Source organism: Ruegeria sp. BG9, from assembly GCF_056538305.1.
Genome location: NZ_JBQFSY010000002.1, coordinates 392925 through 417198, shown reverse-complemented (window position 1 = coordinate 417198; position 24274 = coordinate 392925). Strand labels below are relative to the sequence as shown.

Genomic DNA, 24274 nt, shown 5'->3' with positions numbered 1-24274 from the left:
GTTGGAACCGAGCTGGTCAGCCCCGCCCTTTCACCTCGTTCCTATAAGTCGACGGCGACATCCCAGACCATTTTCGGAAGGCCCTCGAAAACGCGGTGGAGTCTGCGTAACCAAGCCGCAGTGCGGTCTCACTAACGGACTTCCCAACCGGACCGAGCAGCTTCCTTGCTTCTTCCAGTTTGACACCAGATATGACCTGAGATGCTGATAGTCCATAAGGGGCCAGCCGATTGTTCAAAGTCTCCCGGTGGAAACCGCACAGGCGCGCCAGTTCGTCTACGCCAAATCCCGGCTCGCCAAGATGAATCTGGATTAGGCCCTGAAGCCCGGCTAAGAAATCTTGAGGCGCATGCTGATCGAGGGTAGCGCTTGTCAGGTCTGACGGGTTTTCCAATGTTTCCGAGAGCAACTGATGGCTCAGCCAGGTTGAAGGAAACCGGATCGAAAAACCCTGTGGGCCGCACTTGATGGCTTGAACACCATGAAAGTGCCTAGGTAGCACGTCAGGTTCGCTTACCCGTAAAATGATCTGGCTCGGGTCCCACCTGAAATCGAGAACCCGATGCAGCAAGGATATCCAAATGCTCGCCAGAAATGCGTCGGTCTGTCCGGGCGAAACCGAAATGTTGAAGTTCCGCTTGGCACTGAAATAAGCGTGCTCGCCTTCCACTAGCAGCGATTGCGTGACAGCGTTGGATTCTTTCGAGACGGCTTGAGTGTAGCGCGTAAAGAAGTCGCCCAGCGTCAACGCCTCGGCCAACATGTCACCAAGAGGCAGAAACCGAACAAGGTCAATTGATTGACCAACTTGCGCGCAGAAGTCTGGTGATGTTGCGTCAGCAGCGGCTTGATGGATTTTATAAATCGTCTCGTGTGGCAGGAAATTCTGGCGATCCATCACCTGAGCTTCGCTCACGCCCAGAGGGTCCAGAACAAAAGCCGGTTCAACACCGGCGCCACGCAAAGCAGCTACTACGGGTGCAGCAACCGATGCCCGAACCAACGGCAAGGCCTTCTTGGTGTTTTGGTCAAATGCGTCCATGCCGCCCTCAAATATCATGAAGGTAACGACAGAAAGACAGAAAGCACACAAAAAGGTGCCAAAAGCATGCAGAATGCCAAATCAATTTGGCCAAGCCCGCCATACTGTCAGGCAAAATTCGGCAATCACTCTAAGATCATATTCAGAAACATACATCTGTGATTCGTATTTGGAGGGCCTCAATGACACCGAAATTCAAACACCTGGTGGCCACGACAGCCTTTTCTGCAAGCCTGGCAATCGCGGGTCAAGGCTTGGCGCAGGAAGAGAGCTTTCCGATCCTATTTACCAATGTGCACGTATTTAACGGTGTCGATGAACAGCGAATTGAGAACGCAAACGTTCTGGTCGTGGACAACTTGATCGCGGAAGTATCGGCGGAACCACTGGCCGTCGCCAATGCCCAGATCATTGACGGCGGTGGTCGCACGCTGATGCCGGGCTTGATCGACGCACATGTGCATATGACGGTCACCGAACCGGTGGCTGACCTGCGCGATAACTTCGACTGGATGTATTGGGGTGCAGTTTCGACGATTGAAGCTGAGAAAATGCTTCTGCGAGGGTTCACAACCGTGCGGGATGCGGGCGGCCCGGCAATTGGTCTTCAAAAAGCGATTGATCGGGGCAAGGCCGTTGGCCCGCGTATCTACGCCTCTGGGCCTGTGATCTCGCAAACCTCGGGGCATGGAGAGCATCGCGTCTACACCGAGCCCCATCCTAATTTCATGGGGGCGCAACCATCCTTCTTTAACCAGCACTTGGAGTTCCTAGCAGACGGCGTGCCGGAAACACTGCGCGCGACCCGCGAAGCCCTGCGCCTTGGCGCTGTCCAGATCAAGGTGATGGCTGGCGGTGGGGTATCCTCTCAGGTTGATCCCCTACACACCGTTCAGGGTCTGCCGGAAGAGCTTGAGGCGTCTGTCCGGGCCGCTGCCGATTGGGGAACCTATGTCATGGTCCACGCCTATACGGACGAATCCATCGTGCGCTCGATTGAGGCAGGTGTGATCAGCATTGAACATGGACAACTGATGACAGAAGTCGGTGCGCAAGCGATCAAGGACGCGAATGCCTGGATCGTTCCGTTCTATTCTCTTTTAGGACTGGACGAACAAACCGTTATTTCCGCTCTTGGATCAGGGGCCGCCGAAAAGTTCCTCAGCGTGCAAGCGGGTGCACGAAATCAGATGCAGTTGATCAAAGACTTCGGGATCGAGAACGTGGCTTTCTCAACTGACATTATCGGCGATCCCGTCGCGCTGACCAAGCAAAACGATGAGTTCAAATACCGGCTGGAGGCATGGACTTCGCACGAAATCCTGCAACAGGCGACGTCAAAATCGGCCGCACTTCTGGCACTGTCAGGAAAACTCAATCCCTACACAGCAGGCCCGCTGGGCGTGATCGAACAGGGTGCATACGCCGATCTGTTGCTAGTTGAAGGTAACCCAGTCGAGGATGCCGAGATCCTGGTCGACTACACCAACAACATCGACCTCATCATGAAAGATGGCGTGATCTACAAGAATACACTCGATTGAGTGTCGCGCGGGGTGAATTTACCTCGACATCCCGCGCCCCCTTAGCTTGGAAATGGGAGTACTGACACGTGAAGACACTGACCTCACTGACAGCAATCGCTGGACTTGTTTCCTTGGCAGCAAGCGGCGCGTTGGCGCAGGACGCACTCCCGCAGACCTTGTTAACCAATGTGCATATCTTTGACGGAATTAGTGAAGAGCGGATCGAAAACGCAAATGTTCTGGTTGAAGGCAATCTCATAAAGACAGTCTCGACCGACGGTATTGATGCGCCTGGCGCGACACTTGTTGACGGCGGTGGGCGCACGCTGATGCCAGGCCTTATCGACAGCCATACCCACATTTATGCTACTGGTGTGTTTCAGACATTCGCCGGCATGCAGGCGGCTAAATGGGATCAGATTGGAGCGGTCTCTACCGAGAACGCAGCCGACTATCTTTATGATGGCTACACGACTATTCGAGATACCGGTGGAATGGGTTCCGGTTTGAGAGAACTGATTGATCGAGGCGTTGTAGAAGGTCCCAGAATTTACACCGCAGGGGCAGTGATCGGACCGACCTCCGGACATGGTGACTGGCGCAACCCAACTCAGCGGACCTATGACTATGAAGCTGACGAATTGGGAAAGAGACTGAATCTTTCTTACATCGCTGACGGCCCGGATGAAATTCGCAAGGCATCGCGACTGAACTTCGCCCATGGCGCAAGCTTCCTGAAGCTGATGGCCGGTGGGGGAGTGTCGTCAGAACTCGATCCACTTTGGTCAGTGGCATACAGCGTTGATGAAATTGCTGCAGCAGTTGAAGCGGCTTCATTCTTTGATACCTACGTGACTGTCCACGCCTATACGGATGAGACAGTGAACATTGCGCTGGACGCAGGTGTGAAATCACTGGAACACGGCCAGATGGTGAGCGAAGAGAGCGTCAAGCGCATTGCGGATGAGGGGATTTTCTGGGCGCTGAATGTTGCGGGTTTGGGTCCACAGCTGCTCAATCATCCAAACTATGCGATGCCGACGGTGAAACCGAAACTGGAGTCCTATCTTGATGGGTCAAAAAATCTTGCTGACTACATCAAGAAACACAAGCCCAAGGTTGTGCACAACGTAGATACGGTATTGTCGACAATTGGTTTTGGTAGTTCGCACCGGGATTTTGAGAAGTACTTTTTCTCTCAGATGTTTGGAAACCACGCGATGTTGGTGTCCGCAACGTCAACCGGTGGCGAGTTGGCGCAGCTGACGGGCAAGCGGAACCCGTACCCTGGCAAACTGGGGGTGATCCAAGAAGGGGCCTATGCAGACATCCTGATCGCCGACGGAAACCCGCTGGAGGATCTGTCGGTTCTTGGAGCAAATCCAAAGTGGTTTGATGCAGCACCGCGGGATCGGGGGTTCGAGACCATTCGCGTGATCATGAAAGACGGCGTCTTCTACAAGAATACACTCGAATGAGCGGAGTATTCGGGAATTTGACACCTGCGCCTTGCATCGTCGATCCTGAACAGGGGAGCGATCAATGAACAAGGCAATCGCAGTAGCTCTTTGCGTATTTGGGATCGGCGTTGCTGAAGCAGCAGCGGAACAAACCCAAAGCCGATACTATCTGGGGATCGGGGAACCAAACCCCGATGCCTGGCAAATCATGATCGACAACCCGACCGACCGGGAAAAGGACATGGGCGCTGCACTCGCCGCAATGGGCGGTGAGATGATCAGCTATTTCTGGGGACTGGCCGATGGCAAGAACTACATCACCGTCCGTTTCCCAGACGATCCGGGCATGGTGCAGGCCATGTATGTTTCGCGTCTGAGCCAAGGGGTTCTGAAAGACTACAGGTTCATCGAACTGATGACGAGCGCGGACAGGGTTGAAGCCCTGAAGCGCGTGCCGGAATTTTCAACTCCGGTCGAATGAAGTTAGGAAGCAAAGGAACAGTCTATGAAGATCGTGTACGGAATTCTCGCAGCCTTATCAGTTGTGTTTTTCATCCTTGGAGGCAGCGAAGCTTATGCCAAAGACAACAAGGGTAAGAAGCCGAACAAGGGGGGTAAAGACCGTGATGTAAGCATTCAGATTGAAGACAAACCCGGCAAAGGCCCAAAGGCTGTGCCACCTGGTCAGATCAAGCGCTACACGCGCGGTGCCAAGCTCCCGTCTGACCTGGAGTTCGAAGAAATCGGGGACCTTTCCAAATGGAAGCTGAAGGAGCCGGGCAATGGAAACCGCTACATTCAGGTCGATGGTGAAGTTCTCGAAGTTACGAATGACCTGTCTACCGTTGTGGATGCCGTCGGCATCGTCGGTGATCTTCTCAACTAGACGAAAGTACGATGTTTCAGGGCAAGAATTACCTCGTTTGCCCTGACGCTGGCCGGGGCGATCTTTCTGTGAACCCCGGCCCAAGGTCAAAACCCGGACACCAGACCTAGCGATGGAAAAAGCCCTTCTTGTACTTTTTGCGCTTGCTACCCTTTCGTCAGCACGCGTCCGACTCTCGCAGGAATCCGTTGGAACTTAATGATGACCCGCCGAAGCACGTGGCAATGGGCGCTGTTTTGCGGACAATTGAGGAGCATATGACAATGCGTCTTTCCTTTGCAGTAATAACCGCGTGCTTTCTGGCTTTGCCGGTTCATTCAGAGGTCACGCGTGTCGAGTGGTCAGACCTAATTGATGAATCCGCTCAAGACTACGAAGATCCTTTCGTTAAATTGACTGACAAACAGCTTAACGCGCTTCGTAAATTGGTCCGGTTGCGCGCACGGCAAGAAAAAGGCGGAGCCACACCAGAACAGCTGGACCAGATTCAAGTGGATATCGAGGCGATCGAAGCAACCCTTGCTGAGGAAGGCATTGATGCGAACTGGCTGATTTCCCAACGCTGGGTTGTAATGGAAAGACGTGAGAAGGCGGGCACGGCCGCCAATGTCGACATCGATGGCGTGACCGTTTCATTGGGCGGATTTGTGATCCCGGCACCCCGCGACGAAGATGGCTCCCAAATGGCGTATATCGTGCCGGAACGTGGAATGTGCAGCCACGTACCGCCTCCGCCTCCGAACCAGATGGTGCGTTTGCGCCTCAGTGATTCCTGGAGGCCCTCGACGGTTTACGAGCCCATCGTTGTAACCGGTCAAATCAGGATCGACCCGACGCAGAAAGAAATGCTGGTTGTTGATGGTCCCGTCCTCATGAAGGCTGCGTTTACTTTAGAGGTCGATAACGTTCAGATTTTTGGACCAACCAAGACTTCCGAAGAGGCTACGACCAATAGGGCAAGTGTACTGATGGGAAGAATAAAAGCGACTGGCGGGGCTATCAAAGACGAATAGTGACACGGCCCAACTGGCCCGAATAAGGTTCAGAAAGGGCATTCAGTTTAGTGGGCCGAATATCTGCTTGTGAGCGACTGAACGGCGAAGGCGGCGATAGGGTAGCGCATGAGGGTTTGGCTTTTTAGGATAATTGGGCTTGTTGCACTTCTCGCTTTCGCAGCAGTCGCGTTTGTTTGGTTGTTGTTTGCTGCTCCGATGTTCTCGGACATGCGGCGCGACCTTGTGGAAAGAGTTCTTTCGGAACAAATTGGTCGGCCACTTCTTGTCAATGATGATGTAAGCGTCGCGCTTGGCCGAACGAGTTACATTTACGTCGGTGGTGTGGTCATCCCGAGCCTGACAATGCCGGAGGAAGCTCTTGTGGAATTGAACCTGCTGGAGCTGGAACTGGATATTGCCGCTTTGGCCAACAGGCGCCTGCACTTTGACAATCTCGTCGTGGAAGGCCTCCAAGCAAATCTTCTGACGGCAGAAGACGGCACCACAAGCTGGCGAAAAGGCGAGCCAACACCCAAGCCAACTTCAGAGGAAACTGTATCAGCGGATGATCAAAAAGACGTCGCGAGCGCTGATGGTACCGATAAGACCGACACGGAAAGCAGTGGAATCCTGAACTTCCTGAGCGACAAGAACGTCAGTTTCAAGTCAATCGGGTTAAACATTGACGACAAGGTCTCGGGCTTTTCATTTGTATTTGACCTTCAGTCACTCGCGCTCGAACAAGTAGACAATGGACAAAGAACAAAGGTCTCTGGTTCCGGCTCCGTCAACGGTCAGGTTTTCGAAATCGAAGGCGACTACCCACACGCCGCACCGTTTACGACACGCGCCAGTTTTGGCGAAATGACCGTAAGCTACGATGGCGAGCCCTTCTCGGCAGACGAAGGGGGCGGTTATCGGGCAGTCTTGGAAATGGACACAGGTGAGTTCGGTGATTTTCTGGACGTCATCGGGCTGGAACGCGTTCTGGAAGGCAATGGTCAGCTGCAAGCAGAACTCGTGTCTCAGGACGCTCTGAAGATCGAGGCGTTTACAACAACTGTAAGCTTGGAGGATGGGCAAAAACTCGAAGCTGAGGGTTCAATAGATGACCTCTACACCGCTCAGGGCGTTGAACTGATCTTCAACGCGCGGCTTCATCCCGAAGGACAGCCTCCGCCAGCAGCAAAAAGTATCCAGGAACTTAAATTCACCGGCTTTGAAATGCATATGGTCGGATCCCTGGCTTCCTTCGAATTTGAGAAGTTGCTGTTCCAAACCAATGCATTTGACCAAGGGCTGGACGTAATCGGCCCAGCCTCAATCGAAAGTATTCGCCGCATGCCAGACGGACGGCTTGCCATGCTGGGCATTGCGCTACAAGCCGGTCCAATTGAACAGCCTGTCCTGAAAGCCGAAGGTGAAATCCTCGATCTGCTTCAGCTTCAGGACGTGACTTTCGATGGGGAGCTAAACGGGCCCGCCAAGTTAATTTTGCCCAACCTCGATGAAGACTACGTTGACCAGTTCGGCGGCATCAAAGCCGATTTCAACATATCCAACGCGGGTGGGCCGGTTTCACTCAACAGGTTTAACGCGACCACCCACGGCACCGATCTCTGGGCGCTCGATCTCGCACTATCTGTCAACGAGCTAAAAGGGCTTTCCGGTCTCGATTTCGACGTGGAACTGGACATCGACGACAGCGCCAAGTTTCTGACCGCAGTGAATCTGCAGCCTGTCGAGATCGGAGCACTAGCTATTGATGCGGAAACCTCCAAACAGGGCGAGGACTTTGATGCCGCAATCCAGTTCGAAGCCGGGTCCTCGCATCTTCTTGCAGCATTGGACGCAAATTTCCCCGAGGGCGCTACTGTTGTTCGGGGCAACATCACCAGCGAAAAGCTTGATCTCAACGACCTGAAGAACCTGACTGCCGTGCTGGACCAACTGAAAAGCTTGGTAGGCGAGACCACAAAGGAAGCTGAAGCCGAAGTTCAGCCTTTGGTTTTACCGAAGGAGACAGACGTCCAGCCCTTGGTATTGCCAAAGGAAAAAGGGAAACCTGCCGATCTTCTGGATGTGCGGCGCGTGCTGCGAGAAGCTGACGTCGAGGTACAGATCGAATTCAAAGAGATTGTAGGCCAGCAAGGCGTAACGTCTGTTTCAAGCCAATTGTCTGCCAAAGACGGAACCGTGGATTTCGGGCCTCTTCAGATGGCTTATGGTGGCGGAAACTTCAGCCTGCGGGCGGTCATGGATGTGATTGACTCTCCTGATTGGCTTTCATTGTCGGGATCGACCTCGGGATGGGAATTCGGCGAAATCTTGGATGAGTTGGGCATTGGTATTGAGGCCTATGGACGTTTGAGCGGTGAGTTCAACGTTTCTGGCAGTACCGCCTCGGGCAAGGCCTTCGTCAATTCGATGCGTGGCAATGCGTCGTTGTCGATGTCGCAAGGTTACATTAGTACCAGTCTACTAGAGTTGGCCGGGCTAGGTATTTTCCCTTGGCTCTTTTCAGAAGAGTTCCGACAAGGCTATACCGACATCACTTGCGTGGTCGCCCCGGTTGATATCCAGGCCGGACGGGTCAGTTCAAACTCCATCGTCATCGAAACAGGATCGGTTCAACTGGTGGCTAGGGGGCAAGTGGACTGGCTGAACGATAGCATCGCATTAAGAGCAGAGCCTCGTCGCGTCGGCAAACCCCTATCCCGGAGTGCTTGGCCATTTGATGTAACGGGTCAGCTTTCGTCGCCAAAGTTCAAGCTGGATGTGGGTGGGTCGAGAAGCAAGGCTCCAGAGGGCGCTGACGCTATGCCTGTCGACAGGCAACCCTGTGTGCCGGACATCAATCAATTGCAGTAGTCGGGCGTGACCTAGTTCTTCAGTGGTTCCGGCTGTTCGGCCTGACACGTCAGAACGGCCTCAATGGCTTTTGCGGACCCGCTGAGGTCGAGTTCAACCTCGGCGCCACTTTCGCCAATAATCGTAACGCTTTGGCGTTTTCCAAACTCGGTCACAAACGCTGGGTTGTCGAAAAAGGCATAGCCACCGGGAACTCCATTCTTGTAGACACCAACCGCTTCGCCTTCGAATTTTGCATCACCAAAGTCGAACTTTACGATGCCGGTCGCGCCGTCCTCGATCTGCACCCAGGCCGGATTGTAGGCGGCAAAAAAACCGCCGGCCTGATTGGGCGCCGCGCCAATTTCAACGGTCATTTCGTCTTCAAAGGGCTTCCAAGCAAGACAGCCGTTGCCCTTTTCGGGATCAATCAGGATTGTCCAGTCACCGGATTCACCCCACCGTTCCATACCAGCGGCCAACACCGCGCCAGTGGAGATCAATGCCATTGCTGTCAGCGCCAACCTTTTCATTTAATACTCCACAAATGTTCCGCTAATCCTTCGATGCAATCAGGTTATCGCGCGGGGTCAATCAAATACAACCAATCGATTTCTGGAATGTTGAACCATCTCTAATGCGCCCTTGCCTTGAAAAAGAAATCATCTTTGGCCTCAGCCGCGAAAACATGACGCTCAAATTCCCTAGAATTTGACAGAGTTGTTCCAAGTCTCTTTCCGGCCAATCTGTTCCTGAACACTCCAGTGTTCGACGATCTTTCCACCCTAGAGCTGGAATAGGTCAAAAACGGCCCAGTCGTGCTCGTCTTGTTTTAAATGGCTAAAAGCGACCACAAAATTTCCTTGGCCGAGTGGTCGGTGAACTTTGATGTATTGCGCGGTTTTTCCGCCACTTGTCACTTCTCCAAGATGCTTGGAAAAAACTTCCAATCCATCGGCTACGCCCGTTGAGTGTAGCGTTTAGCGATCCGTAGGATTGCCGCCGCGCGTTCAGTGCTGCCGTTCTCCGAAAAGTACGTAAAGGCCGCTAGCAGCGTAAGGCAGACCTAGAAAATACGAAAATCCATTGGATTCCCAAAAAGATAGAGCATCATTTGGCTTGGTGGGATAGGCTGATAACACGAAAAATCTGCACAGGGTTGCCGATGCCCTTCAGTTCCCGTTCTCCCATTTCTTCTGTCTCCACATGTTCTTCTATGTCTAAAAGCGCCCGTTGGTTCAAAAGGATCTGCCCGTCGCTGGCAAAGTCGCAAAGCCTAGATGCGGTGTTCACAACCCCACCTATTGCCGTGTAGTCGGCGCGACCATGAAACCCGATAAGCCCAAGCGTCGCGTAACCACTACTGATCCCAATACCTAAACCCATCGCATGTCCGAGTTTCTGCCAGGGTGCTCGGATTCCTTCGAAAGCTTCGCTTATTGCCTTGGCCAGCCGCACGGCTTGCAGAACGGGCTGATCGCACGGAACCGGGTCATTGAAGAAGACCATCAATCCGTCTCCGGCTCGGTATCCGATTGTTCCCTTGTGTCGGGCAACTAAATGGCCAACCTCATCATGGAAATGCTGGAGAAGCGTAATGACATCTTCCGGCTCAATCGCCTCGGAAATGGCGGTGAAATTCCGGATGTCGCAGAATAGGCAAGCGATGTATTGACGATGAGTATTCAAAAGCTCGTCAGCGTTTTCTTCGACGACAAGCTCCGCAACTTGAGGCGCAAGGAATTGTTTGAGACGCCCCAGCCTGTCAATCTCGCCTTCCTGGCGCTTTACCTTCTCAGTCAGTCTTTCGTTCAATGCTTCTATTTCATGTGTCTGGTTGCGAACCGTGTGGTTCAAAGCATCGAGTATAAAGTTCTGGTTTAGCAAAGCAGCGATCACCAAAAGCACATAGGCAAGCGCTTCTACGCGTTCATCATAGCCGAAGTACAGTGTGACAATCAGGATGACGGCAGCAATCCCACCGAGGACGAGTGGAAGCTCCTTGGCATGCCGTTTCCGGTCTCTCCACAAGAAACTAACCGCCAACAATGCAAACACCCACATGAGCACCGCTTGCGCATGTGGGTTTATAGAAAGCGCTTCGTAGCCAACCAAATAGGTCAGTAAAATCCCGGAATAGCACGTGGCCAAAGAAGCCAAAGCAGCCAAGACAGCTCCGATCCCGATTGGCATCGAGATTTTGAACTCCTCCGTTGCCACGCCGATACCGTCGGCCACAGCACGCCGCGAAGGCTCCGCAGCGGAGTTATTTCTGTGTTCGGGATCAGGCATGGTCCTCGTTCGCACTTGGTCGCTGGTAGAGTACGTTTGATTTGAGATTGCGTCAAAATCACATGCCAGCATGCGAAAGCTAAGGGTTTCACCAAAACAACAACGCCCGGCGAAACAGTCTCATGCTTCACAGAACAGACTTGCAATCACCCGTCTCGGCGTAGTCACCTAATTTTAGGGGATGGAGGAAACTGATGACACAATGGAAGTTGGTGGTCTGTATCTTGTGCACGCTGACCCTTGTTGCTTGCGCCCCCAAAACTCGCACATATGAAAAGACGGTATCGGCTTCGCTGCCGGCAGACTCGCGCACAGCTCTCAGTCGGGCGGCCAATCGGCTTGGCGATCCCAAAGACGGTCGGTCGGGCGTAAAGCTGATCAGTGACGGCGAAGAAGCTCTTGTCTCGCGGCTGTTGCTCGCTGCGGCGGCCGAGCAAACGATAGATGCGCAATACTACCTTCTACACGACGACCCAACGGGCCACCTATTCGCCGCCAGTCTTTTGCAGGCAGCCGATCGGGGTGTTCGTGTCCGATTGTTGCTGGATGACATGGATACGTCCAGCTATGATGCGATGACCGCCGCGTTGGACAATCACAAAAATATTGAAATTCGGCTGTTCAATCCATTCTGGCGGGAACAAAGCCTTCTGATCGCAGGTTTGACCGATTTCAAACGCATCAATCGCAGAATGCATAACAAGTCCATGACGGCAGACAATGTGTTCACGATTGTGGGTGGGAGGAACATCGGCGCCGAGTACTTTCTCGCGCGAGAAGAAATGAACTACGCTGATTTGGATGTCCTGGCCGCAGGCCCCGTTGTACGCGAGGTGTCGCAAAGCTTTGACTCATACTGGAACAGCGAATTCGCCGTTCCGGCTCGGGTAGTCGTTGGAGAACCCCAGGAATTTGACCTTGTTGATGCGCGAGTCAGGTTGAACGAACTGGTCGAGGAAGCGAAGCAGACTCAGTATGGCGCGGCCCTCAGAAAGTCAGCGCAAGAGAACTTCGCAGATGGAGCCCTATCACTGGATTGGCTGCCTGCAAAGCTTTACGCTGATCCGCCATCAAAAGCCGCCGGTCTCGAGAACTCAGGTCCCGTTCTGGCATCTCAGTTGCTTCCATACTTTGAGAATGCCAGCAGTGAGGTGAACATCGTCTCCGCCTATTTCGTGCCGCGTAACAACGGTGTGAAATGGCTGACCGAATTGGAAAGCCGCGGCGTCGACGTAAAGGTTGTAACCAATTCACTTGCCTCTAACGACGTCGCACCCGTCTACGCGCACTATGCCAAGAAACGCCGTGCACTTCTACGCGGTGGAGTAGAGCTCTATGAGCTGCGACCGGACGCCTATCAGGTCCAACGCCGCGGTATTAACTGGGCTCAATCCAGGTCAGGCCTGCATTCCAAGGCATTTGCAGTCGATGACCGATACTTGTTCGTAGGGTCGTTCAACTGGGATCCGCGATCTGTCAACATCAACACCGAGATGGGAATTCTGATTGACTCGCCAGTATTGGCGACACAGACCATGGGTGCCTTGGACGACGCGCTACCCGCATACACATATAACGTGACGCTCGAGAAAGCTGGTCAGCTTAAATGGACGACAAGAGGCGATGATGGCAACGTTCTTGAGTACCAATCGGAACCGACAGGATCGACCTGGGATCACATAGTTGCCGGATTTTTAAGTATTTTACCAATTGGGTCTCAGCTGTAGGTTTTTGGCAAATACCCGACGCTACCAGAGAACTCCGGCCTGCAAAAACGGCTGGATTGGGTTCATAACGTCCGTTGCTCTTTTCCAGCCGGTCGTTTGGTTCATCCGCCCGCCAGAATTTGCAAACTTCGCTTTCAGCGCATTGCAGGCCTTCGCGAGAATCCGAGCAAAAAGGCTGCATGGCACCCAAGGTTCCTTAGAGAGGCCCTTTGCGGGATTAAGCGCAGCAAAGGCCATAACCGCTACGACTACGCCAAAAACCAATTGAATTCATCGCTAAGGCAGACAATCGGGCAGCGCAAAACTATGTGCAAACTAAGCAAACATATGGGGTGTGCGTAGTGTTATGCGCAAACCTAAGCATCATGTAAGCGCGCTCATAACGGTGCGTTCCTGCAATTGATTGCATTCATTAAACTCAAGCGTGCTTGCGCATAACTTTTCACGATTTTCCCAATTGTTTGCACACTCCTCTTATCGGCGTCCGACTACATCTTTCCGAAAGCCTCTTTGAGTTCTGTGACTTGTTCAGCATCCAGTAGGCGGGTTGGCAGACCGCGCAAAGCCACTAGCAGCTTGGCCGTTTCTTCCAGCTCTTCTGCTGCACAGACAGCAGAGAAGAGGTCCTTTCCCGACACGACCGGGCCATGATTGGCCAACAGAACCGCACTGTACTTGCCGCCCAGTTCGCGGATCAAATCACCGGATTTCGGGTCACCCGGCTTAACGTATCGAACCAGTTTGACCGTGCCAACGCGCATCACCACGTATGGTGTCAGCGGTGGAATACAGTCGTCTGGATCGGTGTCTTCAAGGCAGGACAGAGCAGTGGCCCAGGTCGAATGCAGATGCACCACGGCGCCAGCCTCAGGTCTTGTCTCATAGAAGGCTTGATGTAGAAAAACTTCCTTGGTCGGCTTGTCGCCGGAGACATGGTTCCCATCCAAATCAATCTTGGCGATGCGCTCGGGATCGATATTCCCCAAGGTGGAGTTGGTTGGTGTCATGAGAATCCAGTCATGTAAACGCGCGGAGACATTGCCAGCAGTGCCAACGGAAAAGCCACGCACAAACAGCGAGGCGCACAGCTCTGACATCTGCCGTCGCAGTGCCTGTTCTTCAGAACTCATTTGCCTGCCTCCATCATTTTCAGCGCTTTCGAGAAGAAATCTGGAGCACCAAAGTTTCCAGACTTCAAAGCCAGTGCAATGGGTTCAGATTTTCCAACGCTCAAGACTGGCACGCCGGGATCAATCTCTGGCCCAATTGACATGGCTGGAGACCCCACTGCCTCAGAGATGACCTTAGCAACAGCTCCCGACGTCTCACCTCCGGCCACGACAAAGCGCTTGTACCCCGTTTCGGCAAGTTGTCGGGCTGTATCTGCAAAGAGATTGTCCAACCTGTCCGCAACTGCTTCCTGACCAAATTGATTTTGGATCGCTCGTACATCCTCCGGGCTTCCCGATGAGTATGCGAGTGGCGCCTGATCGGGATTCGCTTCGAAGAAATCCAGAAGCGTTTGCGTGGTCACATCCCCGGACATGACACTTGGCACATCGATGGCGAAGGACGGATGGAATTTCGAGTGAACATCAATCTGCCCACGGGTTGCACCCGAGCACGACCCGGCAAGGATCGCTGCAGGTCCAGCGATACCAGTGAACACACTGCCAGCACTTTTAGGCGAAGTCTCTCTCAAGAAGTTTCTTGGTAACCCCAATGCTAGGCCGGATCCCCCAGTAATAAGCTCCGCATCCTTTAGAGCCTCGCCCCAGACCAACAAATCCTCGTCCGAAATCGCATCGCCGATTACAAAGCGTTCGTCGACGTTCCACAAAGCAGCAGCAATCGCCTCTGACCCTTGCTTCACAGTGCCAATTGACACCAAACCAACCGCCTCTTCGGCCTGATGCTGCAACCATCGCCTGATGTTTGCATCCGTCATCGGAGTAAGTGGGTGGTTTTCCATCCCGGACTCGTTCAACGGCTTGTCGAACACAAAAAGATGGCCGTGATAGACAGTGCGACCCGTGGTCGGAAAGGCCGGGCAGAAAATCACTTTTTGCGCGCCCAGTTCGTTGGCCAGCGCTTCCGCAACGGGACCGATGTTTCCCTCCATCGTGGAATCAAAGGTCGAGCAATACTTGAAGATGAACTGCTGGCATCCTTGGTCCGCGAGCCATCGCAGGGCCCGCAGGCTATCCGCAACAGCTTGCTCGACAGGTGCGGTACGGCTTTTGAGCGAGATCACTCCCGCTTCAATCTCTTCGTCGACCGGGGTCGTTGGAACGCCTGGGAACTGCGCCGTTCGCAATCCACCTTCCGGCTCAACGCCCTTCGCCAAAGTGTTCGCAATGTCGCTCGCACCTGTAAAATCGTCAGCTATGACGCCGATCTTCATAATTTGATGTCCCTGGTTGGCCCGGGATCCAGCCTGTGGATATGCGGTGCTGCTCCGACGGGGAATATCTTACGCACAAGTGGATCATGGCCGGGCACGATAAGTCGAGGATGCGAGGCCAATCTCTCTAGCGTCCCAAAACCATCCATCATGTCTTGCAGGTCGACGACGATGGGAAAGGCTTTGCGTGCCATGAAATTCTCGTAGTAATGCGAGGCATCAGAGGCGAGTACCATCCACCCAGCTCCCGTTCTTACGCGAACGCATTGCAATCCGCGCGAGTGTCCACCGATGCAGTGCACCGTGACCCCATCTGCAATCTCAGCTTCTCCATCGTAGAACACGACCTTGCCTGAATAGAGACGCTTTACGACCTCGCAGACGTGGCCAGCCGTGAAAGGAGCACGCAGGTGATCCTGGCACATGCATGGACCTGTGGCGAAGGCCATTTCCGCCGACTGCATGTGCAATTTCGCGTTAGGGAACATATGCAGCCCCCCTGCGTGGTCATAGTGAAGATGGGTCACGATGACTTCGGTCACTGCTTCCGGCGCAATGCCTAGGGGCCGCAGAGCCTCGCGAGGGTCCAGCGCGATAGGACGACCACGGGCGGCAGCCTCATCGGAATCGTAGCCAGTATCGACCAGAATGACTTTGTTGCCGCGTTTGAGCACCCAAACGAAATAGTCCATCGCATGAGGCGCGTCGTGATTATCGTCGACGATGAAACTATCAGCGCGCGTCCGGGCATTTCGATCCGCGTATTTCACCGCGTGAATTTCCCAATCGTTCATCGGATGACCTCGGAATACTGGTGAACCACCTTGGTGGCGATCATATCAGCCACTGCCGTCTCGAAGGACTGAAAATGCACGCTTTCTAGGTGGTCAGAGAACGCCACGCTGTCATCATAAACCTCATAGAGAAAAACTGTCTCGGGATCGTCACCGAGGCAAACGTCAAACTGATGGCATCCGGGTTCTTCACGCAAAGAGGTTGAAGCGTTTTCTGCCATCAGCGGCAAAAAGATGTCTCTCGTACCGGGTTTGAGCGTGAAAGTGACCGTAACAACGAACATCAGACAGAAAGTCCTTTCAGACGTGAGAAAGCGCGCTTTGCGACGGGCAGTTGGCTGAGGATCAGACCAATGTTGAGCACCAGAAGAATGGCCGCACCGGGTCGTGAAAAGAAGACCAAAAGATCCCCGTCCGACAAGAACAGTGACCGGCGGAAGGTTTCATCGAACAGGCTGCCCAGAATAACCCCGATCACCAACGGAGCGATTGGGTACTTCATGAGGTTCATAAAGTAGGCAACGGCGCCGACGCCGAGCATCAAGTATAGATCATTAATGCCACCACCGACGCTGCAAGACCCAATCGTTGTCAGAACCATCACGACTGGCAAGAAGATGGTCTGCGGGATGGCGAGTATCTTGATAAAGACGCGAGCCGTGAAAAGCCCCATAAGAAACATCGTCAGCGAGGCGAGCACCAAAATCGCAACCACGCGCAGAATGATCTCGGGATCAATCGTTGGCCCCGGGATCACGTTGTTGATCTTGAAGGCCCCCATCAAAGCGGCGGCGGGTGGTGAACCGGGAATGCCCAACACCAAAAGCGGGATCAGCGCGCCGCCAATACAGGCGTTGTTTGCGGTCTCAGAACACAGCAGACCCTCCAATGACCCTTTGCCGTACTTGTCGCCCTCGGCGGACACCGTCTTGCCAACACCGTAGCTGACCCAACCGGCTACATCTTCGCCTACTCCGGGAAGTGCTCCGACCCCTGTCCCAATCACGCCTGACCGGCCAATGGTGGGCAGGTAGCATCGAATTGAGCGAAGGTTCGGAAGGATACGACCTTTCAGGGCCAGAACCTTCCCGGCCTCAACATGCCTCAAACCGTCGATGATTTGGGGAATGGCAAAAGCCCCCATCAAAACTGGTACGACCTGAAATCCGCTCATCAGGTAAGACCAGCCAAAGGTATAGCGTGGTTCAGACAACAGAGGGTCGAGCCCCACCATGGACATCGCAAGCCCGATCAGACCGGCGATCCATCCCTTAATCACCAGGTCTTCGCTCATCAAAGTGCCAGAAAGCAGAATGCCGAAAAGGGCCAGTAGTGCTTTCTCCGGGCTTGCGATGTTCTTTGAAACCAAAAGCAGCGCCCAGACAAAAATCAAAAGCGTGATGGTCCCGATAACTGTACCAATAAAACTGGCCGTCGTGGTCAGCCCGAGCGCTTCGCCCCCTCGACCCGCTTTGGCCAGAGGGTAGCCATCCATGGCCGTGGCCGCGCTGGCTGCCGTGCCCGGTATATTCAATAGAATTGAGGGGTAAGAGCCGCCGTAGATCGCGCCAACATAGGCGCCGAGCAACGCGATGAGCGAATAGTCCAGCGGGATTTTGTTGCCGAAGAAACCTGTCAGGATCGTCACCGCCAGGGTTGCCGTAAGGCCGGGCAATGCACCGAACGTGATGCCCAGGAATACGGATGCGATCAAATACAGATAGGTCAGCGGGTCCACTGCCAGGCCCACGAAGGCGGCCCCAAATCCAGCCAGTTGCGAAAGGATAAAGTCCATCCAGTCAATCTTTCCAAAGCGGACGAAGCGTCACGTAGTAGTGGTATTCGATTTGCTTGAAGATCAGCCCGCCGCGCGCGGGCACGTTCTGCCGGAAAACAAAGGCCATCGCGCAAACAAGGATGAGCGGGGCAAGTATTGCCACCAAAGGAACGTACCGCAAAACACGTTCGGAAGCCGCTTTGGTCAACACTACAAATGTTAGCGAGACCCATAGGGCCAGCGTAAACCAATCATCACCGTGTGCGTTCCAGTCCGCCTGCGCGGGAAAAACAGCAAACGCAAATAGTCCTGCAGAGACAACCGCGATACAGGCAACCAAAGCACGCCTAGCATGGCCGCCGTAGTAGCCGTAAGTCAAAGCTGTAATCAGCAACCCAGAACACAGAATGAAGTCCACTCTGGGAACGAGCCCGACGACATATGCAAGAAGGATCAAGCCTATTGTTGAAGCTCGATAGGCTTCCGACTTGTCCCACCCGATCCCCAAAGAACTGAGCGCGTTTTCGGCCCCACCAGAGCGGATCGAAATAGCCAGCAAAACGAAGGACAACGCAAGCAACCCTCCGAAGATGAACAGCGGTACAATTGCAGCCGAGTTGTACCAATCCGACCCACTTACGCCTGCGCGGTTTTCACCCCAAAGGGGGATGTCCAACGTCTTCCAAAGAAAGAAGACGGACATTGTTACCAGAACAATTGCTGCCCAAAAGTCGCGCGTCCGCATGACCAGTGTTTCGTCAGGTTTGACCATTGCCTGCCTCCTTAGGGAAAGGGCGCGATCAAACGCGCCCTTTCAAAATTGATCGGATTAGGGCTTCTCGATACCCAGCGAGGCCGGATCGACGGTCGCGGCACCCAAATCTTGCAAGGTGTAGGCAAAGGTAGCTTCGAGGTTCGCAAACAGCTCTTGAGCCTCTTCGCCGTGCTGACCACCGACGTCGTAGTTGTTTGCCGCAGCCCATTCGGCGACAGTGTCAGACGCAATAGCCTGCTCGAACGCATCGCCTAAGGCAGCCTTAACGTCATCCCCGGCCGAGCTGTGAACCGCAAACCCGATCGCCTGTTTGAGCGGCAAATACTGGTCGAGACCGTCATAGATGCCAAAGGCAGACGGCACGGTTGACCCTGCGATCTGCGCGTCCTCAGGCGTCAACATAGCAAGCGGTTTAAGTTGACCGCCTTCGATCAACGGAGCCTGTTCAGCCAGTGAGGTCACAACCAACGCAACTTCACCCGCTATCGCTGCCTCCTGCCCGGGCGCGGAGCCTTTGTATGGAACAAACTTGAATTCTGCACCGGACCCTTTTTCGATGGCCAGAAGGTTCAAGTGGTGGATCGAACCTGCGCCCGAAGCCGCGGCTGGAATAGTGCCCGGAGCAGCTTTCGCGGCGTCGACCAGTTCTTCCAGAGTATTGTAAGGGCTGTCCGCCGGAACCGAGATCAGATCAGGTGATCCGCCAACAATGAATGGATACCAAAAGTCAAATTTCTTATCCCAACCACCCTGCACAGCAGCGGTGACATTCGATTCAGACAGACCAACCAGTGTGTAGCCATCATCTGGTTGGTTCATAACGTAGACCATACCGTTGGAGCCTGCGACACCACCTGTTTGATTGATCACATTGATCGAGACCGGAAGGTGTTTTTCCATCTCGGCCATGATCATACGGTTGATCGTGTCCGTACCGCCACCGGCCCCCCAGACCACAGCTGTGGTGATATCACGATAGGGGTAATCCTGCGCAGCAGCTGCGCCTGCAATACTGGTCGCCATCACAGCTGCGGCCGCCAACCGCCCTAGCATTAGTTTCATTTCCAAGTCCTCCCAAACAACTTCGCGTTTATTATTGCATTTATTTGCGTATACATTAAAGAATGCGTTGTCAACGGACTGTAGTGAAAGCTGCGATCGCGCTATAAATGCGAAACAGGAAGGAAGCGGGGCAAAATGAAAAAGACTTACGATATTGCAGTGTTCCACGGGGACGGGATTGGCCCAGAAATTATGGGCCCCACGCTTGAAATCCTGCGCCAGCTCTCGCTCAGCAATCCCACCTATGAACTGGTGTTTACAGACGCTCCGGCTGGCGCAGGCCACTACGCCAAAACGAGAGAATCGTTTCCGGCAGGATCACTCGAGACTGCACGAAATGCTGACGCGATTCTGCTGTCGGCAATGGGTTTGCCGGATGTTCGATACCCGGACGGAACCGAGATTTCACCGCAGATTGATTTGCGAAAGCAACTGGGACTTTTCGCTGGCGTACGGCCAGTGAAGGTAAGCAGCGGACAAAGGACTCCCTTGGCGCTGCCTCCGGGAAAAGAGATCGACTTTGTGTTGATACGCGAAAGCACAGAAGGGCTGTTCTTCACCCAAGGCGCTGGCGAAGTTTCCGAAGACGAAGCGCGTGAAACTCTGCTGATCACTCGTGAGGTGTCCGAAAAACTGTTCCGTTTCGCGTTTGATCTGGCCCAGAACCGCAAAAGAACCGGGCGCGGCCGAGGGCGAGTTACATGTGTCGACAAGGCCAATGTATTTCGCGCCTTTGCGTTCTTTAGATCAATTTTTGATGCAGAAGCCGCCCTCCATCCCGAATTACAGGCAGACCATGCTTATGTTGATGCCACCGCTCTGTGGATGGTTCAAAAACCTTGGGAATTTGATGTTTTGGTCACTGAGAACATGTTCGGAGACATCCTCTCCGACCTTGGTGCCGGTCTCATGGGTGGTCTTGGGCTGGCTCCCTCAGCGGATATCGGATTGAATCACGCTGTATTCCAACCCTGTCATGGTTCCGCTCCGGACATTGCGGGACAGGGTGTCGCCAACCCTTTTGCAATGATCCTGTCCGCAGCAATGATGCTTGAATGGTTGGGGCTGACCCATGATCACCCAGGCCTGTCCAACGACGGCGAACGATTGCGTGAAGCCGTGGAAAAAGTGACTGCGAACGGACAGAACCTGACGCGTGACCTAGGTGGCACCGCCGGAACGCAGGATGCAGCCGCATCGGTATTAGAAGCAATACGGGCATGAATACTCGACAAACCATCAGGGTCGCTTGTGTGGGCGCGGGATATTTCAGCAGGTTCCACTACGAAAGCTGGTCCCGAATGCCCGGAGCGGTTCCGATTGCGTCCTGCAACCGTGATATCAACAAGGCTAAAGAAACAGGACTTGCCGCTTACGATGATCTGTCACAAATGCTGGAGGCGGAAAAACCAGATCTCGTGGACATCATCCTTCCACCTGTAGCGCAGGCCGAAGCCATCCGAACGGTACTGAACTCTGGTATCAAGTGGCTGATCTGTCAAAAGCCATTCTGCATGTCTCTGGATGAAGCGGAGAAGATCGTCTCCGAGGCTGAAGCGGTAGGCGCAACTATCGTCGTGCACGAGAATTTTCGATTTCAGCCCTGGTATCGTGCGATCAAGGTGGCGATGACCGAGGGTCGAATTGGCACACCTCTTCAAGCGACTTTCCGGCTTCGGCCCGGCGACGGACAGGGACCACGAGCCTACCTTGACCGGCAACCGTATTTTCAGGACATGCCGCGTTTCCTGGTGCATGAAACAGCGGTTCACTGGGTAGACACATTCCGATTTTTGTTCGATGCGCCCAGCGCAGTTTATGCGGACTTGCGCCAAGTTAACCCCTTTATCGCGGGCGAGGATGCAGGTTTCATCCTATTTGATCACCCCAACGGCTTGAAAGCCCTTTTCGATGGCAACAGATGCCTTGACCACAGTGCCGAAAACCTGCGTCAAACCATGGGTGAGGCTCTCATCGAAGGAACCGAAGGATCACTGGTTCTTTACGGCGACGGTTCAGTTGAACTCCGCGCTTTTGGAAAACAGGAGCGACAGCAGATTTTTCCTCCGAGCGATCATGATGGGTTTGGAGGAGACTGCGTACACGCCTTGCAAAGTCACGTCGTTTCAGGCCTTGTAAAGGGCACGCCGTTGGAAAACACGGCCCGAGACTATTTGGACGTGATCCGCATTGAAGAGAACATCTATCTCTCGGCTGCGGAGGGACGAAAGATCAACCTGGAGACGCCGTGAAGGGTCAGGACGCAAAAACTCTTTCCAATACCCAACGCGCTGTTAGGGATTTGCGACAGATGATCCTGTCTGGCGAACTAGCAGCCGGAACTGACCATCTGGAATCGGAACTTGCCGAGACCCTTGGCATGTCCCGCACCCCGATACGGGAAGCTGCGCTGATGTTGGAGAGTAAGGGCTTGCTTGAAATGCGGCCCCGTAAGGGCGTGCGGATACTGCCTGTTTCATCAGATGATATGCGTGAAATCTACGACATACTGACGGAACTCGAGAGTCTCGCAGCACAGCGCGCTGCCGAAGCGGGTTATTCAGAAGATGAACTGGCGGTCCTTGCTGGATCAATTTCAAAGATGGACCAAGCCATCGAAGCCGAAGACCTTGAAGCCTGGGCCGAGGCTGACGAGTTGTTTCATCAGGAGCTCGTTCGGTTGGGCGGCAACAAACGGGTCGAAGCGATTGTCGCCATGATGAGCGACCAGGTGCGCCGCGCACGCGCAACGACGTTGTTCATCAGGCCCCTGCCCGTCAAATCCAACGAAGATCACCGGGTTGTTTTTCAAGCGATTAGTGAAGGTCGACCGGATGTTGCCCGTGAACGTCATCGAGAACACAGGCTGCAAGCACAGGCTATGCTTTGCGGGATACTCGAAAAGCATCGGCTCAACAGCCTCTGATCTTCTCGTATCCGATCGTTAATCAACTAAAATAACTGCTTTTTTGGCGACATAAAAGGCGCTCCGAGTACTTGTCGATAGCGGCAGTCCGCGGTTGCGTCCGGCTGTTCTGCTTTCCTTTTTTCAAATCACTTAACCAATCACTACATCGATTGGGGTTGATTTAGTACGATTTCGTATTATTTAGTTCGATATCGTACTATTGGAGACTCAAGATGCCAAATCGAAGACGTTTTCTTAAGATTCTAGGCGGAGGCACAATTCTGGCGGCAACGGGCGCGGTTGGGTTCCTCGCTACACGCACGCCGCATGACGCGCTGGCTCCGTGGACGCCAAAACCGTATGACGACCCACGCAAAGCTGCTTTGTCCTACGCAATTCTCGCCCCCAATCCACACAACTTGCAACCTTGGCTGGTCGAGTTGGTTGGGCAAGACACGGTGCGCATCCACCGTGATCCTGATCGCGAGCTTCCGGAAACCGATCCTTACCACCGTCAGCTCTTTATTGGCCTCGGCGCATTTGTTGAGACGATGGTTCTGGCGGCAGGTGCACAGGGATTTGATACCGAGGCCAAACTTCTGCCAAATGGAGATGACGGACCTATCGCAGAAGCAGTGTTTGTTCATGGCGGAGCGCTCGATCCACTCTCAGATCAAATCCTCAACCGACATTCCAACAAGGAACCGTACACTGAACAGCGCCTCTCAGCCGATCAAGTGTTTGCGCTTAGCGACTATGCAACTTTGATTACTGATGAGGATCTGGTGGTCCGAGTTCGAGACCTCACGAAACGCGCTTTCGAAATCGAAATGCGAACACCCCAGACCCTAAAAGAATCCGTCGACCTCATGCGGATCGGGAAAGCAGAAATCAACGCCAACCCGGACGGGATTGAGTTACGCGATCCTATGCTGGAAACGCTGCGACTTACCGGCCTATTGGACAATGAGACCCTTATGAATGTTGACCACCCAGGCACTCAGTCTCACATGCGAGGCTACTTCGCTATGCTAGACGCGACGCCGCAATACGCAGTCCTCACGACAGCTACAAATACGCGAAGCGATCAACTCGAAGCCGGACGTCAATTGATGCGTTTCTACCTGAAAACAACTGAAATGGGCCTAGGCGTTCATCCAGTCAGTCAAGCACTTCAGGAATATCCTGAGATGGCTGATGAATACGCTCTTGCGCATGAGCTTCTTGCGTCACCGGGCCACACGGTGCAAATGTTGCTGCGTTTGGGGTACGGACCCGAGCCAATTGCCACACCCCGCTGGCCTCTGGAGACACGAATTCTGAATGAAGCCTGAAGAAGAGACCAACGAAGTCTACCGGTTCTTCACCGAGGTCGGGATCATCAACCAGCTGATCTCGACCAAGCTTGAGGCGTTCTTACCTGGCAGAATGACCGCAACCCAATTTGGTATATTGGGCCACCTGGTCCGGCGCCCCGAGGGGGAAACGCCACTACAGCTATCGAACGCTTTTCAAGTGCCCAAGACGTCAATGACGCACATGCTCGCGAGCCTTGAAAATCATGCTCTTATTACCCTTGAAGCCAACCCCGATGACAAGCGTTCGAAAATAGCCCGGTCCACGCCACAAGGCGCGGAGTTTTTGCAAGCTTGTACGAAGCGGATGTCGGAATCCCTAGCTCCAGTTTTGTCCGAACTCGGGTCAGGTCCGTTTCACAATTCGCTGCCGAATCTGACGCTCATACGCGAAGCTTTGGATAGCGAACGGGACTAGGCA

The 24274-nt window shown here is 53.8% G+C and carries 22 protein-coding genes and 1 pseudogene; 13 read left to right on the top strand and 10 right to left on the bottom strand.

What is annotated here, in order from left to right:
* Positions 1–16 precede the first annotated feature (16 nt).
* On the bottom strand, positions 17–1042 hold the full coding sequence (locus ACR0I8_RS05715) for a helix-turn-helix domain-containing protein (protein ID WP_170689316.1): 1026 nt from the start codon (positions 1040–1042) through the stop codon (positions 17–19).
* A 182-nt stretch (positions 1043–1224) separates the two neighbouring features.
* Here ACR0I8_RS05715 and ACR0I8_RS05710 point away from each other — a divergent pair, with 182 nt between their 5' ends.
* The 6 genes from ACR0I8_RS05710 (at position 1225) to ACR0I8_RS05685 (ending at position 8780) form a co-directional block, all read left to right on the top strand.
* Entirely contained in the window at positions 1225–2586 is a 1362-nt protein-coding gene (locus ACR0I8_RS05710; protein WP_170689317.1) for an amidohydrolase family protein, read from the top strand.
* 68 nt (positions 2587–2654) lie between these two features.
* Positions 2655–4046, top strand: a complete 1392-nt coding sequence (locus tag ACR0I8_RS05705; protein WP_170643603.1) for an amidohydrolase family protein — start codon at positions 2655–2657, stop codon at positions 4044–4046.
* A gap of 64 nt (positions 4047–4110) precedes the next feature.
* Positions 4111–4509, top strand: coding sequence for a hypothetical protein (locus tag ACR0I8_RS05700; RefSeq protein ID WP_170380100.1), 399 nt, complete (start codon positions 4111–4113; stop codon positions 4507–4509).
* Positions 4510–4533: 24 nt separating this feature from the next.
* On the top strand, positions 4534–4914 hold the full coding sequence (locus ACR0I8_RS05695; protein WP_170380099.1) for a hypothetical protein: 381 nt from the start codon (positions 4534–4536) through the stop codon (positions 4912–4914).
* Between the two features lie 188 nt (positions 4915–5102).
* Entirely contained in the window at positions 5103–5927 is an 825-nt protein-coding gene (locus tag ACR0I8_RS05690; protein WP_170689318.1) for a DUF3299 domain-containing protein, read from the top strand.
* A gap of 108 nt (positions 5928–6035) precedes the next feature.
* Complete coding sequence (locus ACR0I8_RS05685; RefSeq protein WP_170689319.1) at positions 6036–8780, top strand: AsmA family protein; 2745 nt, start codon at positions 6036–6038, stop codon at positions 8778–8780.
* A gap of 11 nt (positions 8781–8791) precedes the next feature.
* Here the strand turns inward: ACR0I8_RS05685 and ACR0I8_RS05680 are convergent, their stop codons facing one another.
* Positions 8792–9292: a hypothetical protein gene (locus tag ACR0I8_RS05680; protein WP_170689320.1), complete on the bottom strand. Its 501-nt coding sequence runs from the start codon at positions 9290–9292 to the stop codon at positions 8792–8794.
* Between the two features lie 577 nt (positions 9293–9869).
* Positions 9870–11051, bottom strand: coding sequence for an adenylate/guanylate cyclase domain-containing protein (locus ACR0I8_RS05675; protein ID WP_480523911.1), 1182 nt, complete (start codon positions 11049–11051; stop codon positions 9870–9872).
* Between the two features lie 194 nt (positions 11052–11245).
* Here ACR0I8_RS05675 and ACR0I8_RS05670 point away from each other — a divergent pair, with 194 nt between their 5' ends.
* Positions 11246–12778: a phospholipase D family protein gene (locus ACR0I8_RS05670; RefSeq protein ID WP_170689322.1), complete on the top strand. Its 1533-nt coding sequence runs from the start codon at positions 11246–11248 to the stop codon at positions 12776–12778.
* A gap of 488 nt (positions 12779–13266) precedes the next feature.
* Here the strand turns inward: ACR0I8_RS05670 and otnC are convergent, their stop codons facing one another.
* From otnC to ACR0I8_RS05635, 7 genes are read right to left on the bottom strand one after another with little or no spacing between them, the layout of a single operon-like run.
* Complete coding sequence (gene otnC, locus ACR0I8_RS05665; RefSeq protein WP_170689323.1) at positions 13267–13908, bottom strand: 3-oxo-tetronate 4-phosphate decarboxylase; 642 nt, start codon at positions 13906–13908, stop codon at positions 13267–13269.
* Positions 13905–15182 carry a 3-oxo-tetronate kinase gene (gene otnK / locus ACR0I8_RS05660; RefSeq protein WP_170689324.1) on the bottom strand — a complete coding sequence of 426 codons (1278 nt, stop codon included), beginning with the start codon at positions 15180–15182 and terminating at the stop codon, positions 13905–13907. The genes otnC and otnK overlap by 4 nt, the downstream gene beginning before the upstream one ends.
* Positions 15179–15976, bottom strand: coding sequence for an N-acyl homoserine lactonase family protein (locus ACR0I8_RS05655; protein ID WP_170689325.1), 798 nt, complete (start codon positions 15974–15976; stop codon positions 15179–15181). Before ACR0I8_RS05655 ends, otnK begins: the two co-directional genes overlap by 4 nt.
* Entirely contained in the window at positions 15973–16260 is a 288-nt protein-coding gene (locus ACR0I8_RS05650) for a putative quinol monooxygenase (protein ID WP_170689326.1), read from the bottom strand. Before ACR0I8_RS05650 ends, ACR0I8_RS05655 begins: the two co-directional genes overlap by 4 nt.
* Positions 16260–17771: a tripartite tricarboxylate transporter permease gene (locus ACR0I8_RS05645; RefSeq protein ID WP_170689327.1), complete on the bottom strand. Its 1512-nt coding sequence runs from the start codon at positions 17769–17771 to the stop codon at positions 16260–16262. The genes ACR0I8_RS05650 and ACR0I8_RS05645 overlap by 1 nt, the downstream gene beginning before the upstream one ends.
* Before the next feature lie 4 nt (positions 17772–17775).
* Complete coding sequence (locus ACR0I8_RS05640) at positions 17776–18525, bottom strand: hypothetical protein (protein WP_170689328.1); 750 nt, start codon at positions 18523–18525, stop codon at positions 17776–17778.
* Between the two features lie 57 nt (positions 18526–18582).
* Positions 18583–19590 carry a tripartite tricarboxylate transporter substrate binding protein gene (locus tag ACR0I8_RS05635; protein ID WP_170689329.1) on the bottom strand — a complete coding sequence of 336 codons (1008 nt, stop codon included), beginning with the start codon at positions 19588–19590 and terminating at the stop codon, positions 18583–18585.
* 135 nt (positions 19591–19725) lie between these two features.
* Here ACR0I8_RS05635 and ACR0I8_RS05630 point away from each other — a divergent pair, with 135 nt between their 5' ends.
* The 6 genes and pseudogenes from ACR0I8_RS05630 to ACR0I8_RS05605 all read left to right on the top strand — a co-directional run bounded on the left by ACR0I8_RS05630 (position 19726) and on the right by ACR0I8_RS05605 (position 24271).
* Entirely contained in the window at positions 19726–20814 is a 1089-nt protein-coding gene (locus ACR0I8_RS05630; RefSeq protein WP_170641690.1) for an isocitrate/isopropylmalate family dehydrogenase, read from the top strand.
* A complete protein-coding gene (locus ACR0I8_RS05625) occupies positions 20811–21842 on the top strand; it encodes a Gfo/Idh/MocA family protein (protein WP_170689330.1) in 1032 nt (343 codons plus the stop codon). The genes ACR0I8_RS05630 and ACR0I8_RS05625 overlap by 4 nt, the downstream gene beginning before the upstream one ends.
* A pseudogene (locus ACR0I8_RS05620) lies at positions 21839–22045 on the top strand (winged helix-turn-helix domain-containing protein); the annotation flags it as partial. The gene ACR0I8_RS05625 and the pseudogene ACR0I8_RS05620, both read left to right, overlap by 4 nt.
* Before the next feature lie 33 nt (positions 22046–22078).
* Entirely contained in the window at positions 22079–22516 is a 438-nt protein-coding gene (locus ACR0I8_RS05615) for a GntR family transcriptional regulator (protein WP_480702869.1), read from the top strand.
* A gap of 215 nt (positions 22517–22731) precedes the next feature.
* Complete coding sequence (locus ACR0I8_RS05610) at positions 22732–23832, top strand: Acg family FMN-binding oxidoreductase (RefSeq protein ID WP_170689332.1); 1101 nt, start codon at positions 22732–22734, stop codon at positions 23830–23832.
* Positions 23822–24271, top strand: coding sequence for a MarR family transcriptional regulator (locus ACR0I8_RS05605; protein ID WP_170641682.1), 450 nt, complete (start codon positions 23822–23824; stop codon positions 24269–24271). Before ACR0I8_RS05610 ends, ACR0I8_RS05605 begins: the two co-directional genes overlap by 11 nt.
* The last annotated feature ends 3 nt before the right edge of the window (positions 24272–24274 follow it).